Origin of the sequence: Polaribacter sp. IC066 (assembly GCF_007997085.1) — a bacterium.
Classification (GTDB): Bacteria; Bacteroidota; Bacteroidia; order Flavobacteriales; family Flavobacteriaceae; genus Polaribacter.
The window spans coordinates 53,397-69,327 of the sequence record NZ_VORR01000019.1; the positions used below are offsets into that span (position 1 = coordinate 53,397).

Genomic DNA, 15,931 nt, shown 5'->3' on the forward strand with positions numbered 1-15,931 from the left:
CTTTAATAAGGATTTAAAATAAGGTGATTTATGCTGATAATAGTTTGATTGTAAGCGTTTAAATTGTCTAAATAAGAAAGCTCTATTTCTTTGGTAGTTTCAATACTTTGTATATATTGAAAAAAGTCTATTTCGCCTTCTTTAAAGGTTCTATTCGCTGTTTTTATAATTTCATTTTTAAGATTTTCGCCTTCTTGATCGTAATAATTGATGGCTTCTTTATGTTGCTTTAAAACGGCTAAAAGTTCATTGTATTTCGCTTTTAGCATTACTTTATAATTTTGCTCTTGTTCAACAACAATATTTTTAGCAATTTTTGAAGCTTTTATTTTTGCTGAATTTCCAGAAAATAACAACGGAATTTTTAAGCCTATTTGATAGCCTCTTAAATTAGTATTCAGTAAACTATTGCTTCCTTGAAAATACTCGAAACTAATATCGGGCAGTAAACGCTGTTTCTCTAATTTGTAAAGCGCATCTTCATGATTTTTAGCGTTTTCAAAATACTGTAATCCCACATTGTCTTTGGCAGAAATGGTATTCATTGTTAACATTACCAAGGTTTCATCAACAATATGTAAGCTGTCAATTTGTACCAATGCTCTTAATTTTTCTTTGGATAAGAGTACTTCTTGCAACGCTTGTTTAAACAACGTTTCTATTTGCTTTTGTTTCGATTTTGCGGTAATCATTTCTAAATAATTAGTTTCGCCCAACTCAAACCTACGCGTTGCTTTTTTTACAAAATCTTGATACAAACTATCTAAAAAGCGATAACTTTCTACTTTGTTCTTGGTGTATACCAATTGATAATAACTGCTAGAAACCTCTTTTTTTATGTGTTGATATTCAAGGTCGTAATTTGTTTGTTCTAAACTAGATTGTGCCTTATTTACATTTTTATCAGCAAAATAAACAGTCGGGAATTTAAAATCTTGTGCAATACCAAAGACTGCTAAAGGCAAGTTGTTTAGGGCTAAATTGTTTTCATCAAACCCATAATAAACACTTGTTTTATCAAAACTAAAAGCACTTTTAATCAAAGCATTGCTTTCTTCTACTTTCAAACTCGATGCTTTTAAAGCGGCGTTATTTTCTAAAGCCAACGTTAAGGTTTCATGAAAGGTTCGTTTTGTTTGTGCGTTGGTCTGCAATACAAACAAAAAGCCAATAAGGGTTAGTACACTTGTTTTATTTAATTTAATTGCTTTTTTCTCTTCAAACCAAGCATATAAAACAGGTAACACAATTAAGGTTAAAAGCGTTGCTGTTATTAAACCGCCAATAACTACAGTTGCTAACGGGCGTTGTACTTCTGCACCTGCATTGGTAGAAATTGCCATGGGTAAAAAACCGAGTGCTGCTGCCGCTGCTGTTAAAATTACAGGTCGTAAACGTTCTTTTGTTCCTGTTTTAATTCGTTCTTCAATATTCTGTATCCCGTCTTTTTTAAGTTGTTTAAAATGTTCAATTAATACAATGCCGTTTAAAACTGCGATTCCGAAAAGAGCAATAAAGCCAACGCCAGTAGAAATACTAAAAGGTAAATCTCTAAGCCATAATAAATAGATACCGCCAACTGCAGAAAGCGGAATTACAGCATACACTAAGAGCGCTTCTTTTAAAGATCCGAAGGCAAAATACAAAAGTAGAAATATAAGCGCTAGGGCGATAGGAACTACAACTAACAACTTTGCTTTTGCACTTTGTAGGTTTTCAAATTGCCCGCCATAGGTAATGGTATAACCCACTGGGAGTTGTAAGTTTTTATCAATAATAGTTCTAATTTCATCGACTACAGACTGTACATCTCGGTTTCTAACATTAATACCGACTACAATTCTTCGTTTTGTGTCATCTCTTGATATTTGTGCAGGCCCAGTTGTGTAGCTGATTTTAGCCAATTCGCTCAAAGGAATTTTATTTCCGGCAGGCGTATCGACAAATAAATTTTGAAGGCTGGCCAAATCTTTTCTGTTATCTTCTGCGAAACGAACTGCTAAATCAAAACGTTTTTCACCTTCAAAAACATTTCCTACAATTTTGCCAGCAAAACCCATAGAAATCAAATCATTTACATCAGAAATATTTAACCCGTAACGCGCAATTTTACTTCTATTAAATTGAACGGTCATTTGCGGTAAACCTTCTACTTTTTCAGCAACAATATCGGCAGCGCCTTCTACATGCTGAATCAGGTCTTTTATGATCGCTGCTTTATCTGATAAAACCGTTAAATTTTCGCCAAATATTTTGATGGCAATATCTGCCCTAACACCCGTAATCAATTCATTAAAACGCATTTCTATAGGTTGTGTAAATTCTACTTCCATTTCTGGAATAATTGCCAAAGCTTCTTTAAATTTATCAGCGAGTTCGTCTTTACTTTTGGCAGAAGTCCATGTTGCTTTGGGCTTTAATTTAATAATGACGTCACTTTCTTCCATAGACATTGGGTCTGTAGGAACTTCTGCAGCACCAATTCTACTTACAACTTGGTCTACCTCGGGGAATTTATTTAACAAAATCTGTTCAATTTTTGTCGTAATTTCTATAGTTCTTCCTAAAGAGGTTCCTGTTTTTAACACAGGCTGAATTACAAAATCGCCTTCATCTAACGTGGGCACAAATTCGCCGCCCATTTTACTAAAAATCCAAATACTAGAGATTAAAAGCAAACTTGCAAAACCGATGACTATTTTTTTGTGATGTAAAGACCAGTTAATAATCGGATTATAAAACCAGTTTAAAAAGCTCATTATTTTTATAGAAACGTTGTTTTTACCCGGTTTTTGAGGTTTTAAAAATAACGAAGAAACTACAGGAACGTAAGTTAAACAAAGCAACATAGCGCCAATTAAAGCAAAACTAAAAGTAAGCGCCATGGGTTTAAACATTTTGCCTTCTACACCATCTAAGGTTAAAATAGGAATAAATATAATTAAAATAATTAATTGTCCAAAAATGGCAGAATTCATCATTTTTGAAGCACTTTTTAAGGTAATTGCATCAATTTGTTCTTGTTGTGCTGGTTTCTCTAGGAGTTTTAATTCATCACTTTTACTGACAATTCTAAACGTAATATACTCTACGATGATAACGGCGCCATCAATGATAATTCCGAAATCTATAGCACCTAAACTCATTAAATTGGCATCTACACCAAAAATACGCATCAATGAAATTGCAAATAAAAGGCTTAAAGGAATTACGGAGGCTACCACTAAACCAGAGCGGATATTACCCAATAGTAAAACCACAATAAAAATTACAATAAGCGATCCGATACTTAAGTTCTCTGCGATGGTAAAGGTAATTTTATCAATTAATTCGCTTCTTTCTAAAAATCCGTTGATAAAAACGCCTTCGGGTAATGTTTTCTGAATGGATGCAACTCGTTTTTTAACAGCGTTAATAATGGCTTGAGAGTCGCCATCTTTAAGCATCATAATTTGGCCAAGTACTTTTTCACCTTCACCGTTTCCGGTAATAGCGCCAAAACGAGTAGCACTACCAAAGCCTACTTCTGCAATGTCTTTTATATAAATAGGGATGCCTTCATTTTGCACCACGATATTGCGAACATCGTCTAGATTTTTTATCAAACCTTCACCTCTAATAAAAAAAGCTTCGTTGGTTTTTTCAATATATCCGCCACCTGCAATACTGTTATTTTTTTCTAATGCCTCATAAATTTTAGCCACAGAAATATTCATGGCATTTAATTTTGTAGGATTGATGGCAACTTCATACTGTTTTAAAAAGCCGCCCCAGGTATTTATTTCAACCACTCCTGGGATTCCTGAAAGCTGTCGTTTAACAATCCAATCTTGAATGGTTCGGAGTTCAGTTACAGAATATTGATCTTTAAACCCCGGCTCTACATCTAATATATACTGATAAATTTCGCCTAAACCTGTGGTAATCGGGCCCATTTCTGGTGAGCCAAAACCATCAGGAATTTTCTCGGAAGCAGATTTAATCTTTTCTGCAATTAATTGTCTTGGTAAATAGGTGCCTAAATCGTCTTCAAAAACGATGGTTACCACCGATAAACCAAATTTTGAAACAGATCTAATTTCTACAACTCCGGGTAAATTAGCCATTTCTAGCTCTACCGGATAGGTAATAAATTGTTCTACGTCTTGTGTAGATAAATTACGAGACGTGGTAATAACTTGTACTTGATTATTGGTGATGTCTGGCACAGCACCCACAGAAATGTTGGTTAAGGAATAGATACCAAAACCGATAATAAAAGCAGTAAATATAAAAGTAATCAACTTATTTTTTAAGCTGAATTTTATGATGTTTTCTAACATAATTCATAGAAATTTTAGGAATAATAAAATGCCTGTTGCTAAAAACAGGTGCTCTATCTAAAAAATGAATTATGCGAATTTTGGTGGCTGAAAAACAGCATGTTTCTCGAAAAAAGAATGAGAATCTTTGTAAAAATAATTGGGTTTAGTTTGCAAACGAACCTTATTTTTTAACTCATAAACATCAATGTTAAAATCGAAAATAGAGATAAGATGACTGCATGTTTGTGAACTGCTTTTAAAGGGTAAATCTTTATGTTCTGTATGATTACTAGTCGTTAAAAGATCTTTATCGCCGTAATGTTCATACAAAAACTCAAAAAAGCTATCACCATATGTTTTTTGATGAAATTGCGCATGTTCTAACAACACATTTAATTTAGAGAAAGACTCTAAATGAACGTTAAGACTCTGAAGCAGAATCAAATTAGATAAAATTATGGCAAACATTTTAAACATAACAGTACAAAGTAAAGATTTTTTTTTAATTAATGATGCAACTATTGTTACAAACATTAAAATTTAACAGTTTAAAAGTTGGCTCTTAATTGCACACTGCCGGTATGAATGGCTTTCGAGTTTTCGCTTTTTCTACCCAAGTAATTGAGATTTAAATTTAAAAATGAATTCAATTTTCGGTTGAATACTAAACTCCAAGTATAATTTTTTCCGGCCTGCAAACCTTCTAACATTTGATATGCAACGGGTGTATTTGAATTGCCCGTAAAATCATTTAAGAAGACATTGATATTTGCCGAAATTTGATTTTTCTGTTTTCCGATAAAGAAATATTCAACGCCAAATTTTTGCTGGCGTAACTGTTCTAAATTTTGAATCTGATTTTTTTTGTCTTTAAAGTGATAAAAAGCCGAGAACCGATTGTTTTCGTTATATAAAAAGCTAATTTTCGGACTTATTTCATAGGCTTTTATCTCAAAGTTTCTATCGGTTAAATTCTCTGTCTCTAGCGTATTTAACGAATTTTTACCCATAAAGTTGAGCAACCAAAAGTCGGCGAATTTATGTGCATAGTCTAGCTGGTGTAAATTGATGTTATTTTCTTGACTACCAATAAAAAACTGTTGTTTTAACTTGGAGTTTCCGTAGGTAAAAGTGACGCTATTTTTTTGCAAATCTTTGTTGTAGTACAAACTGTTTCTTATGTTTAAATTTAGGCTCACTAAAGAGTTTTCATTAAAATCAAAAGGATTTAATTGAAAGGAATTTTGAGTTCTCTCTTGTTCGTTTTCGATGGATAAAAAACTCTGATTATAAAAGTGAGAAACTATTTTTTTAATTCCTTTTTTTGTGGCCCAACTTCTTGGGTTTAAGGTAAGTGTTTGATTCCATTTTGCTCGCTGTGTCGCAATAAAACGCAAGTTGGGTTTTGGCAATCGTAAATAGTTTGCTTGGTCTTGAAATAGTGCAATTTCAAATTCATTAAAATCTTTAATTCCGTCTTTATTATAATCAATCCAAGTATAAAAACCCAAACCAGGTTCTGTTTGTACATAAATAAAATCTTGCCGTGCAACATTGCCAGAAGAGGTTTCGTAAATGGTACTTATGCTAATGAAATTGTTAAATAATTTCTGATTAAAAATCAATCTAGAGTTCAGCGCTTTTTCATTAGCCGTAAAATTATTTTGTGTACTTCTATAGTTTGCAAACACACTTAAATTGGTGTTTTTAGTGTTGATGAGTTTGCTATCGATATAGAATGTTTTTCTGTTGTTGATTTCTGTAAACTGATTTGATCTTATACTATCATTATCTCTATAATTAAAGCCGATTTTGGCAAATACTTTGGTTGAATCTCCAAGACCAACATAGGCTTCATATTCTTTAAAACGGTGACTTGTGTTTATAAATTGATTGGTGTAGATGGTTTTTCTGGCATTGGTTTCAAAGTTGATAAAGGCCCCAAACCAGCTTTTTGTGAGATAATGTTCGGCTTTTGCTTTCGCTATTAAAAACGAGTTGTCTTCTAGCGTAGAGGTATTTGCTAATAAACTCGCATCTGCAAAAAAGGTAGTTTTATCGAAGTTAATTTGAGATTTAAATTCGTGTTTAATTCCGTTAAAAGTATCCGTGTAATTCAAATTATTAAAGCGATAGGATACAAAGTCTTTCTTTTTGTTTTTTAACAAAAGTTCAGACTGAAAGTAATTTTTAGTCGCATTATTTGTTAAAATATTCCAATCTCTGTTAAATTCTACAGATTCCCAACGTTGAATACTTCTAAAATTTTTGTGAGCATATTCATGGCTAATGTTGGTAGATAACTGCCATTTTTTATCCATTAAAACTTGTTGCCAACCAATTTTTGCAGCAAGCGCTTTGTTTTGATCGTTATCAATGGTAGAAAATAAATTGGCATCATTGTTACTCAAAGCAATTTCGGTTTTTAAACTTGTTTTTTTTGTTGGTTGATATCCAGATTTTACAACAAAAAACTGGGATTTTGTTGGGGCAATTAAACGAACAATCGGTTTGTAATTTCCTTGATTAATGCCAACATATCTAAAAATAGAACCAATGGCAATGGTTCTGTCTAAAACATAATCTCCATTAGTTGTGCCAACATTTAAAAAGTTTACGCTGTATAACTCATCTGTTGAATTGGTTGAATACTCAAAATACTCTTCGTTTGTATTGTTGATTTTTTTGTATAAAATTTTATTTTCATTAAAAGCGTCAACAAAAGCACTTTCAGCAATCATGGCAGTCGGATTATTGCCTGCATTTGCTAAAATTTCTTTTTGTTCTTCTGTTAAACTTTGTTGTAAAGGTTGATTTTTGGCATCGTTTTCTGAATAAAAGTAGCCTGAAATTTGAAACTTATCTCGTTCATATTCCGCTTTTTCATAGGTGATAAAACGCGTATAATTTCTATCAGAATATTGAAATTCTACCGTAATTCTCATATCATTGGTAATCGGAAAAGTGGTGGTAAACGTTAATTCTGCCAAATTATAATTGACTGTAAAATCGTTGTTTTCTCCTTGTTTTAATAAAATACCGTTCACAAAAACCTGCTCACTACCTTCAATAATTAAAATGGCTGCCTCATTATTAGCTCCAAAAAGTTTGTACGGACCTTGATTGCCTTCTACGCCAACAAATTTAAGATTATTGAATTTACCCCGAACAACTGCGCCAGAAGCCGCTACTTTTAAATTTTCTGTAATGTTTGCTTCTACTTCTAAACCCGCAATTTGTTTGGTAAAAGGTAAAAAGAAACTCTTGTCGTTTCTTATAGAAATATCACCTGCTTTTACGCGCCAGTTGTCGCTAAACATTTCAATAAAAATTCGGTCGAAATCTGTTAGGTTTTGCGAATATCCGTTTTCTTGAATCGGAATATTAGTGTCAAAAATATTGGCTCTTAAAGTAACTTCTTTAGAGAGTTTACCGAAAATTTCTAAATCTAAAGCCGAGTTTGTTACAGCATTTTGATTGTTACCACTAGTAAGTCCTCTGGTAATAAAACCTTTTGTTTGCAGGCCTTCAAAAAGTTGAATTTCTGAAGCCTTCTTATTAGTAGTTAAACTATATAAGGTGCCGTTATTTGAGGAGTTTTGTAAAATAAGTTTTTCATCAAAAGGAGTATAAACTTTGGTTATAAATTCAGGAATTCTAAAATATTCAACAGTTATTTCTTGATATTTTTTTGAGTTGATTATTAAAATAGCGTTGCTAAAATCAACCGAATATTCTGATGCTAGAATTTCTTTTTTTAAGACGTTTAAAATTTTGAATTGTTGTGGATTGATCGCCACAGAATCTAATTGAATGGTGTCTTTTTGCACTTCAATAATTTTCTTTCTAAAATCTGAAGATATTTTTTGCGCATGGACAGAAAATCCAACAAAAAAAAGAACAAAAAGTAAATATTTTTGAAGCATATAAAACGATACGTCTTTAACGTAAAAATATGTTTTTTATGATTTAATACCCTTCAAATTAAAAAAGAGATTGCTGTTTTACAGGATTTTCATGTGCGAGCAACCATTTTTTACGCCAAACTCCGCCAGCATAACCAGTTAAAGACCCGTCAGAACCAATAACTCTATGACAAGGAATCACAATCCAAATAGGGTTTTTGCCATTAGCAGATGCAACGGCTCTAATAGCTTTCATATCGCCCAAAGACTTACTTTGTTCTAAATAGTTTTTTGTTTTTCCGTAGTTAATTTTAAGTAAGGATTTCCAAACTTTTATTTGAAACTTGGTTCCTTTCGGGTTTACCGTTAAGTTAAAACTAGCTCTTTTACCTTTAAAATATTCTTCTAATTGCCCCACACAATCTTGCAAACAATAAGGTGTTTTTGCTTGTAATAACGCTTCTGAAATAGTGCCATCATCTAAAATAGAAATTGTCTGAATTCCGTTCTCATCGCCAACAATTTCGGCAATTCCTATGGGTGTTTTGTAATAGGTGGTTTGTGTATCCAAATTATTTTTTTGATAAAAATTTACCTTCAAAACCATACGCGAAACCAATGTTTACACTGTAGCCTTTTAAGGTTTGATTAAAATTAGAAGTACTCATAAAAACACGGGCTCTAAAGTAACTGTTTCCTTCTTCTCTTAAACCAAAAATGGTTGGCGTAAAGTTGACGGTTTTTTTGTTTTTTAAATCAAAATTGACACCAAATATAGCACCTCCCGTAGAAATTTCTTGTTGGTCGTCTTGGTCTACGGCCTCTCCAAGAAAGGTAACACCATAACCCGCAAAAGGAATAATTCTAAACTTTTTTGTTTCGTATACAGGATATCCGAAATAGGCATTTAAAAGACCAATTGTACTTCTTTCTCCTTCAGGAATCATAAAAGAACCTTCGTTTAAATCGGAATTTAGTTTGCTGTTTGTAAAGTTCATGTTTACGCCCATAAAAACCTTTTTATAAGAAAACTCAAAGCCAAGTGAAATGGCAATTGTGTTATTAAAAACTTCATTGTATTCGCCACCATAAAAGCCAAAATCTACACCACCATTTAAACCGTAAGTCCAGTTACTTTTTTTAAAATCTGGTTTTTCAAAAGAATTGGTTGTTGCTAGTTTTTCTGTGGTTTTTAGAAGCCATTGTTCTGTTACTTCTTTTTGAATTCCGTAATTTCCCTCTTCTTGAAAGTTAAGTACCTCGCGTTCTAAATGGCTTTTGGTATCGCTGAACAAAGGATTAATTTCAAAGATATTATTTAATGTATAAATCCTTTTTTGTAGTTTTCTTTTATGAAGTTCTACCAAATTAAAAATTACTTGGTTGTATTTTAAATGATGTTCATCCTTTAGATTATGATGCACAAAAGAGAGCGATTTATCAATATAAGCATCAGCAAAAACACCATAATAATGTACATCATCAAATGTTTTTTTATCTGTTTGATACATTAAAACGTAGGCAAGATATGCTGGATTATTTTTAGTTGGTTTTGCCTGAAAGTCGGACCAAGTTAAGTTGCCATCTTGCCAGTATTTTCTGTATTCTTGAGAGCTGATAGTGCAAGAAAATGCTAAAATCACTAGAAATAGAAGCTGTTTTCTCATCAAATTATACCTCAAAAACATCTTTAGAATTTTGAGTAGTGATTGCCGCAATTTCATCAAAAGGAAGCTGGTAAATAGTTGCTAATGTATCGACAACATTAGTTATGTATGCACTTTCATTTCTTTTGCCTCTAAAAGGAACAGGAGCTAGGTAAGGAGCGTCTGTTTCTACAACAATGTGTTTGATGTCTATTTCTTTTAAAAATTTGTCGATTTTGCCGTTTTTAAAAGTAGCAACACCGCCAATGCCTAATTTCATATTGTAAGAAATTGCTTGCTTTGCTTGCGCTAAAGTTCCTGTAAAGCAATGAAAAATTCCTCTTAAATCATCTCCTTTTTCCGATTCTAAAACTTCGAAAATTTCGTCAAAAGCATCTCTACAATGAATTACAATGGGTAGTTTTTTCTCTTTTGCCCATTTAATTTGTGTTCTAAAAGCTACTTGCTGTTCTACTAGAAAACTTTTATCCCAATATAAATCGATGCCAATTTCGCCAATTGCGTAAAAATCTTTTTTATCGATCCATTCTTTTACATGGGCTAATTCTTCTAAATAATTTTCTTGCACAGACGTTGGGTGCAATCCCATCATTAAAAAAACATCGTTAGGGAAATCTTTTTCTAGTTGCAACATGCTTTTTGTATACGTAGAATCGATAGCGGGAATAAAAAACCGAGAAACACCAGCATCTTTTGCGCGCTGTATCATGGCCGCTTGATCTTCATTAAACTGACTAGAATATAAATGGGTATGCGTATCTGTAATCATTTTTTAGGTTGATTTTTCGGTTGCAAAATTAATGATATTAAAACTGAAATCATTATTGATACACTTTTTTATAAAACGTACCTTTGCATAAAATTTAGACGATGACTTTCAAAGATTTAGACTTATCAAATCAATTACAATATGGTATTGACGATTTGGGCTTTCAAAACCCAACTCCAATTCAAGAGCAGGCATTTTCTGTAGTAAGATCTGGTAAAGATATTGTGGGAATTGCGCAAACAGGAACCGGTAAAACGTTTGCTTATATGTTGCCTATTCTGCGTGATTTAAAGTTTTCGAAACAAATACACCCAAGAGTTTTAGTGTTGGTTCCTACGCGTGAACTAGTTTTACAAGTGGTTGATGAAATTGAAAAACTAGCAAAATATATAAATGTTCGTGTTTTAGGCGTTTATGGGGGTACGAATATCAACACACAAAAGCGAGCTATTTTGCAAGGGCAAGATATTATTGTGGCAACTCCTGGGCGCTTATATGATTTAGGTTTGAGCAATGCACTAAAGCTAAAGGCGATTCAGAAATTGGTAATTGACGAGGTTGATGTAATGCTAGATTTAGGGTTTAGATTTCAGCTGATGAATATTTTTGATATTCTACCAGAAAAAAGACAAAACGTATTGTTTTCTGCAACAATGACCGAAGATGTAGATTTGTTAATTTACGATTTCTTTAAAAATCCTGAAAAAATTTCTGTAGCAGTTAGTGGAACACCGTTAGACAATATAGAGCAAGTTTCATACAATATTCCTAACTTTTTCACCAAAGTTAACTTGTTAAATCACTTTTTAAAAGACAAAGAAACCTATCATAAAGTATTAATTTTTGTTGGTTTTAAAAGAACTGCAGATTTGCTATTTAAACATTTAGAAGAAGTTTTTGGCAGCGAAACATGTGTAATACACTCTAACAAAACACAAAATTACAGAATACGTTCTATTAGACAGTTTGATGAAGGTAAAAATAGAATTTTAGTTGCGACAGATGTTATGGCGCGTGGTTTAGATTTTGATGATGTAAGTCATGTTATTAATTTTGATACCCCAGATTTTCCTGAAAATTATATGCATAGAATTGGTAGAACAGGGCGAGCTGAAAAGGAAGGAAAAACGATTTTATTTTCAACAGAAAAAGAGCAAGAATCAAAAGAAGGTATTCAGGCTTTAATGGAGTATCAAATTCCGGTTTTAGAATTGCCAGAAGAGGTTGAAATTTCTACCTTATTAACAGAAGATGAACGCCCAAGAGAAGATCAAGGAATTTCTAAAAACAGAACATCTTTAGAATTTGTTCCTGGAGCTGCTTTTCATGAAAAAAGTGAGAAGAATAGTCAGGTAAATTTAGGAGGCTCTTACAGAAGAGAAATTGCCAAGAAATATAAGAAGCCAAAAACGAGAGGCGATAAAAACTATAACAAACATAATAAAAAGAAATAATGCAGATTTTAACAGCACAAGAATTGCACAATTTGGCAATGAATATTGTTGGCGAAAAGTTAGGCGAAATGGGCTACGAGTTTCAGGCAATCAACAGCAAATTAAAAAGGCATCCGCAGTATGTATTATTTAAAAAAGGAGAACCTACTATTTTTGTGTTGGTAAAAGCAACCACTAATTTACAGGCTCCTAATGAGTATGATGTTGTTTGGATGGAAACTTTTAAGGAACATGCCAAAAAGCAAAAAGCTAAAGTTTGGTTTGCTGGCGTTGGTATTGCGAATGCAGAAAGTGTAGAAAGTCCGGTTTTTAAAAACCAACCGTATTATGTTGCTTTTGAGGATTTTTTGAAGATTATAGCGTAGGCTGTGTATAGTTAGTTGTGTTGATTAGCAGGCAAATTAGAGAATACTAATCGCAAAGAAAACAAGCGAGCTTTTGTTAATCAACCTCGCATTAGCAATAAATTATATAGGGTGTTGTGCTTTTGCTATTTTCTATCGGCTTCAGATTTATCGAGCCATTTTATGTATTTTTATTTTAGAAATTGATAGCCATCCTCTTTATAAGTAGCGGTGCGCACTGTAAAGTGATTGCTAGGATAGTAACCAAACTGGAATGTTGATGTCAATTCATTCATTTGTGTTTCTAATAATTTTACGGCATAATTTAAGAGAAAATTATCTTGATTCCCTACTGTAATAAGTACTTTACCATCTAGATCTGATTTTAATGCATTCCAATTATTCTTTAAATTAAGAGCGATGTCATAGTTTTTCCAATGAGATAAAACAGTAGCATTTATCTCTCCGGTATCGCTGTTACAAATTTTTTCTAGTGTGCCATCAGTTCGTTTTTACCGAATACCGCATTAAAAGAATGCATCTGCTCACCTCGATTTACAACATGCTCCATTTCATACACATCTTTCATAGTAGCCCAATGTATAAACCCACCAATGGTGGCAACAAAAAATAGAGAATTATCTGTTTTGTAAAACATGTTTTTGTCTTCATATAAATTTACTCTTTGAAAACTTCTAAAGTCCACGGGGTCCGGTGCACTAGACCAACAAACATCAAATATTTTTGGGTATTGCGTTTGAAGCCAAAGAACTGTCCAGTCACCGCTACTATAACCTGTTAACAATCTAGCACCATTAGTTCTAAAGTTTTTTTCAAGTAAAGGAATAAATTCTGTGGTTAAAGCGTCGCCCCAAGGTCCGTTATTATCGCTGTTTGCATATACCGAATGGCCCAAAGAGCAATTGCCGTCTAGATATACTTTAATCACAGGAGCGCTATTCATTGCAGGATTGGGTATTTCATTACCTGAGTATCTTTGGTAATCGCCACCATAACCTGAAATGGTAAATAGTATTGGAAATTTTCTTTTTGGTTCTGTATAATATTCTTTTGGAAGTATAACCGCTGCATCAACCGTCATCGGTTTTTTATGAAATTGACTAAGCGATGCAGACGGTGCTTTTAATTCTTTTACAAATTTAGTTTCTTTGAAATGGAGAAGTGTTGGAATCATTTGCGTGGCAGTAATGCTAACAACTTCTTTGGTATCTTTAGTGATATTAATCCTGCTATACAGGTTAAATAAGTTTCCTGCACTTGCTGCTATAGAGCGTCCACCAAGGTGTCCTATACAATTTGAACATAGTACTCTCCGCGTTCAATATTTGACAGGGTAGTAGGATAGGAAGTCGCTTAATTATCTATAATAATAGCTTGTCCTGGTTGCATGTTTTTTACAGCAACGGAAAAGCATGGAAAGCGATTAAAACCTACAGCACCATTTTTTGGTTCTTTGTTTTCTTTTGACAAATAAACAATTACATTTCCTGTAAATGTTTGATCAAAAACTGATGGAGAATAAATAACATGAAGCTGTTGGCTAAAACTACCTGCAAAAAATAGTGAAATAAGTAAAAGGCTAAAATATATTTTTTTCATTTTTCAAGTTTATTAGCAGTTTGGTCTACTAGTAGAAAACTACAATGGCGTAAAGTGTTTTTAATGTTGTCTTTTAGAAGATAAACGAAGCTAGCTTATTTTTTTGAGAAAGTTAAGGTTGCTAAATTAAAAAACAACTATTTTGGTTTGTATTTCAGGTGTTTGCAAAGTGTATTGTCCGTGTATAGGTTGACCTTTTTTCAAGTTATTTCCGATTTTTTTTTAGCCTTTGAATAGGCAAAAAAAATCAGAATAACTTTCTGTTTATTGCTAATCTTCGAGTTAAGTTAAATTTACGTTATTTTTACGATATGACTTGTATTTGATATTTGGATTATTGTGTACTTGTTCTGGTTTTTTAAGATCTAATGAAAAATGTGTTCTTAAATTATTGTAAATATATACAGCTTGTTTTGCTGTTTTTTGAGCTATAGTTGTATTTTTGATACAGTTTTTAAGTCCATATTCATATTTTAAAGTTCTATTAACTCTCTCGGCAATTGCATTCTCATATGGGTCATATTGTTCAGTCATACTCATTATAATTACATTATCTTCTGCAAACTGAGTATATTCAGGGCAACAGTATTGCATCCCTCTATCCGAATGATGAATCAGCTTTTTAGAAGGGTATTTTCTATTATTTAAAGCCATTTTCAATGCGTCTACACATAGGGATGCTTTCATATTGTCGTCTAGTTTATATCCCATATTTTTTTTAGAATATGCATCTGTTACAATTGCTAAATAGTTGTGTCCGTTTTCAGTTTTAATGTATGTAATATCACTTACCCAAAGTTGTTCAGGTCTATTAGGTACTTTGTTTTGAATGAGGTTTTTATATTTCCTAAAGAGATGATTTGAGTCTGTTGTAGTTATGTAATTTTTGAGTTTAGGAACGAGTGAATTATGTAGCCTTAATACATCAAAAAACTTGTCTCTACCGATTTTAATTTCTTGTTCAATAAGCCTATTTTTAAGTTCTTTATATAGTTTTTTACCACCAGTTCTAGCACCTACTTTTTTACGATATTCTTTTACCATTGTAATAATTTTAGTGTCGTTTATAGCTTTTATTTCTTTTGATTTTTCTCTTTTGTAAAAGGCTTGTTTACTAATCCCAAAACACTGATAGAACCACTTTCTTTTAAACGGTTTTTCTTTTTTATTGCTATCTCTTTTGCTAACCTGCCTGCCGGCAGGCAGGTGTTTTGGGCAACGACTTTTTTGACAAATCGACTTCAGTAATAATTTCCATATCTGCAATGATATCCTGCTGAAAGCCTTTTACAAACTCCAGTTCTTCAATACGTTCCTTTAGTTTTTTAATCTCATTTAATTTACTCATACCCGTGTTTTGTTGCACTAAAGTACTGTATTTTTTGATCCAATACCCAATTGTGGTTCTAGGAACATCATGTTTTTTGGAAGCAAAATTGGTTGAAATTTGACCATTTTTAATTTGGTCAACGACGGATAATTTGAGTTCAAGTGTTACTTTTTGATACGATTTTTTTCGCCAGTGTTCTTTTTGTGTTTTCATAAGTGACTATAATTAAATGTTTAATTTTTAGTCAACCTATTTCAGGACGATTCAGGATTTAAATGAATGCCAACGTGATTGTATAATATTAGTTTGCGTAATTTACCAATAACTAATTAAACAATGCAAAAAAGAAAGGCGACACGGACTTTCATAAGTATGTTAAAACCAGCAAATTAATTTTATACGGTGTTGGCATACGTTTTAATTAATACGTATTTATATTCAAATTATGTCAGATTCAGATGATTGTAAACATAATTTCTCGCATTTAGATAACGAATATACTCAAGAGGAAATTCAACGGATTGAAACTCTACCAAAG

General features: G+C 32.5%; 12 protein-coding genes. 2 read left to right on the forward strand and 10 right to left on the reverse strand.

The annotated features are described in order from the left end of the window. Positions 1-2: 2 nt before the first annotated feature. From ES044_RS08500 to ES044_RS08525, 6 genes are all read right to left on the reverse strand, one after another. A complete protein-coding gene (locus ES044_RS08500; RefSeq protein WP_147187013.1) occupies positions 3-4,322 on the reverse strand; it encodes a CusA/CzcA family heavy metal efflux RND transporter in 4,320 nt (1,439 codons plus the stop codon). 69 nt (positions 4,323-4,391) lie between these two features. Then, on the reverse strand, positions 4,392-4,772 hold the full coding sequence (locus ES044_RS08505; RefSeq protein ID WP_147118957.1) for a hypothetical protein: 381 nt from the start codon (positions 4,770-4,772) through the stop codon (positions 4,392-4,394). 80 nt (positions 4,773-4,852) lie between these two features. Continuing rightward, the gene (locus ES044_RS08510; RefSeq protein WP_147118956.1) at positions 4,853-8,230 is read right to left on the reverse strand and encodes a hypothetical protein; all 3,378 of its coding nucleotides are present in this window, start codon (positions 8,228-8,230) and stop codon (positions 4,853-4,855) included. A gap of 58 nt (positions 8,231-8,288) precedes the next feature. Next, a complete protein-coding gene (locus ES044_RS08515; RefSeq protein ID WP_147118955.1) occupies positions 8,289-8,816 on the reverse strand; it encodes a methylated-DNA--[protein]-cysteine S-methyltransferase in 528 nt (175 codons plus the stop codon). Continuing rightward, the gene (locus ES044_RS08520) at positions 8,782-9,876 is read right to left on the reverse strand and encodes a hypothetical protein (RefSeq protein ID WP_147118954.1); all 1,095 of its coding nucleotides are present in this window, start codon (positions 9,874-9,876) and stop codon (positions 8,782-8,784) included. Before ES044_RS08520 ends, ES044_RS08515 begins: the two co-directional genes overlap by 35 nt. Positions 9,877-9,880: 4 nt before the next feature. Beyond that, entirely contained in the window at positions 9,881-10,645 is a 765-nt protein-coding gene (locus tag ES044_RS08525; protein ID WP_147118953.1) for a TatD family hydrolase, read from the reverse strand. Positions 10,646-10,746: 101 nt separating this feature from the next. Between ES044_RS08525 and ES044_RS08530 the strand changes: the two genes are divergently transcribed. Both ES044_RS08530 and ES044_RS08535 read left to right on the forward strand, forming a co-directional pair. Then, positions 10,747-12,099 carry a DEAD/DEAH box helicase gene (locus ES044_RS08530; protein WP_147118952.1) on the forward strand — a complete coding sequence of 451 codons (1,353 nt, stop codon included), beginning with the start codon at positions 10,747-10,749 and terminating at the stop codon, positions 12,097-12,099. Continuing rightward, complete coding sequence (locus tag ES044_RS08535; RefSeq protein WP_147118951.1) at positions 12,099-12,464, forward strand: Na(+)-translocating NADH-quinone reductase subunit F; 366 nt, start codon at positions 12,099-12,101, stop codon at positions 12,462-12,464. The genes ES044_RS08530 and ES044_RS08535 overlap by 1 nt, the downstream gene beginning before the upstream one ends. A 469-nt stretch (positions 12,465-12,933) precedes the next feature. Here the strand turns inward: ES044_RS08535 and ES044_RS08540 are convergent, their stop codons facing one another. From ES044_RS08540 to ES044_RS08555, 4 genes are all read right to left on the reverse strand, one after another. Continuing rightward, the gene (locus tag ES044_RS08540) at positions 12,934-13,638 is read right to left on the reverse strand and encodes an alpha/beta hydrolase-fold protein (protein ID WP_147118950.1); all 705 of its coding nucleotides are present in this window, start codon (positions 13,636-13,638) and stop codon (positions 12,934-12,936) included. A 179-nt stretch (positions 13,639-13,817) separates the two neighbouring features. After that, positions 13,818-14,063, reverse strand: coding sequence for a hypothetical protein (locus ES044_RS08545; RefSeq protein ID WP_147118949.1), 246 nt, complete (start codon positions 14,061-14,063; stop codon positions 13,818-13,820). A gap of 282 nt (positions 14,064-14,345) precedes the next feature. Continuing rightward, a complete protein-coding gene (locus tag ES044_RS08550; protein WP_189663243.1) occupies positions 14,346-15,329 on the reverse strand; it encodes an IS3 family transposase in 984 nt (327 codons plus the stop codon). Further along, positions 15,247-15,606: a transposase gene (locus ES044_RS08555; RefSeq protein WP_147118947.1), complete on the reverse strand. Its 360-nt coding sequence runs from the start codon at positions 15,604-15,606 to the stop codon at positions 15,247-15,249. Before ES044_RS08555 ends, ES044_RS08550 begins: the two co-directional genes overlap by 83 nt. Positions 15,607-15,931: the final 325 nt, after the last annotated feature.

Coding starts and splice junctions, on each gene's coding strand:
- ES044_RS08525 (WP_147118953.1), bottom strand. CDS start 10,645: ATGATTACAGATACGCATACCCATTTATATTCTAGTCAGTTTAATGAA.
- ES044_RS08540 (WP_147118950.1), bottom strand. CDS start 13,638: ATGATTCCAACACTTCTCCATTTCAAAGAAACTAAATTTGTAAAAGAA.
- ES044_RS08515 (WP_147118955.1), bottom strand. CDS start 8,816: ATGGTTTTGAAGGTAAATTTTTATCAAAAAAATAATTTGGATACACAA.
- ES044_RS08505 (WP_147118957.1), bottom strand. CDS start 4,772: ATGTTTGCCATAATTTTATCTAATTTGATTCTGCTTCAGAGTCTTAAC.
- ES044_RS08500 (WP_147187013.1), bottom strand. CDS start 4,322: ATGTTAGAAAACATCATAAAATTCAGCTTAAAAAATAAGTTGATTACT.
- ES044_RS08545 (WP_147118949.1), bottom strand. CDS start 14,063: ATGAAAAAAATATATTTTAGCCTTTTACTTATTTCACTATTTTTTGCA.
- ES044_RS08535 (WP_147118951.1), top strand. CDS start 12,099: ATGCAGATTTTAACAGCACAAGAATTGCACAATTTGGCAATGAATATT.
- ES044_RS08555 (WP_147118947.1), bottom strand. CDS start 15,606: ATGAAAACACAAAAAGAACACTGGCGAAAAAAATCGTATCAAAAAGTA.
- ES044_RS08530 (WP_147118952.1), top strand. CDS start 10,747: ATGACTTTCAAAGATTTAGACTTATCAAATCAATTACAATATGGTATT.
- ES044_RS08510 (WP_147118956.1), bottom strand. CDS start 8,230: ATGCTTCAAAAATATTTACTTTTTGTTCTTTTTTTTGTTGGATTTTCT.
- ES044_RS08520 (WP_147118954.1), bottom strand. CDS start 9,876: ATGAGAAAACAGCTTCTATTTCTAGTGATTTTAGCATTTTCTTGCACT.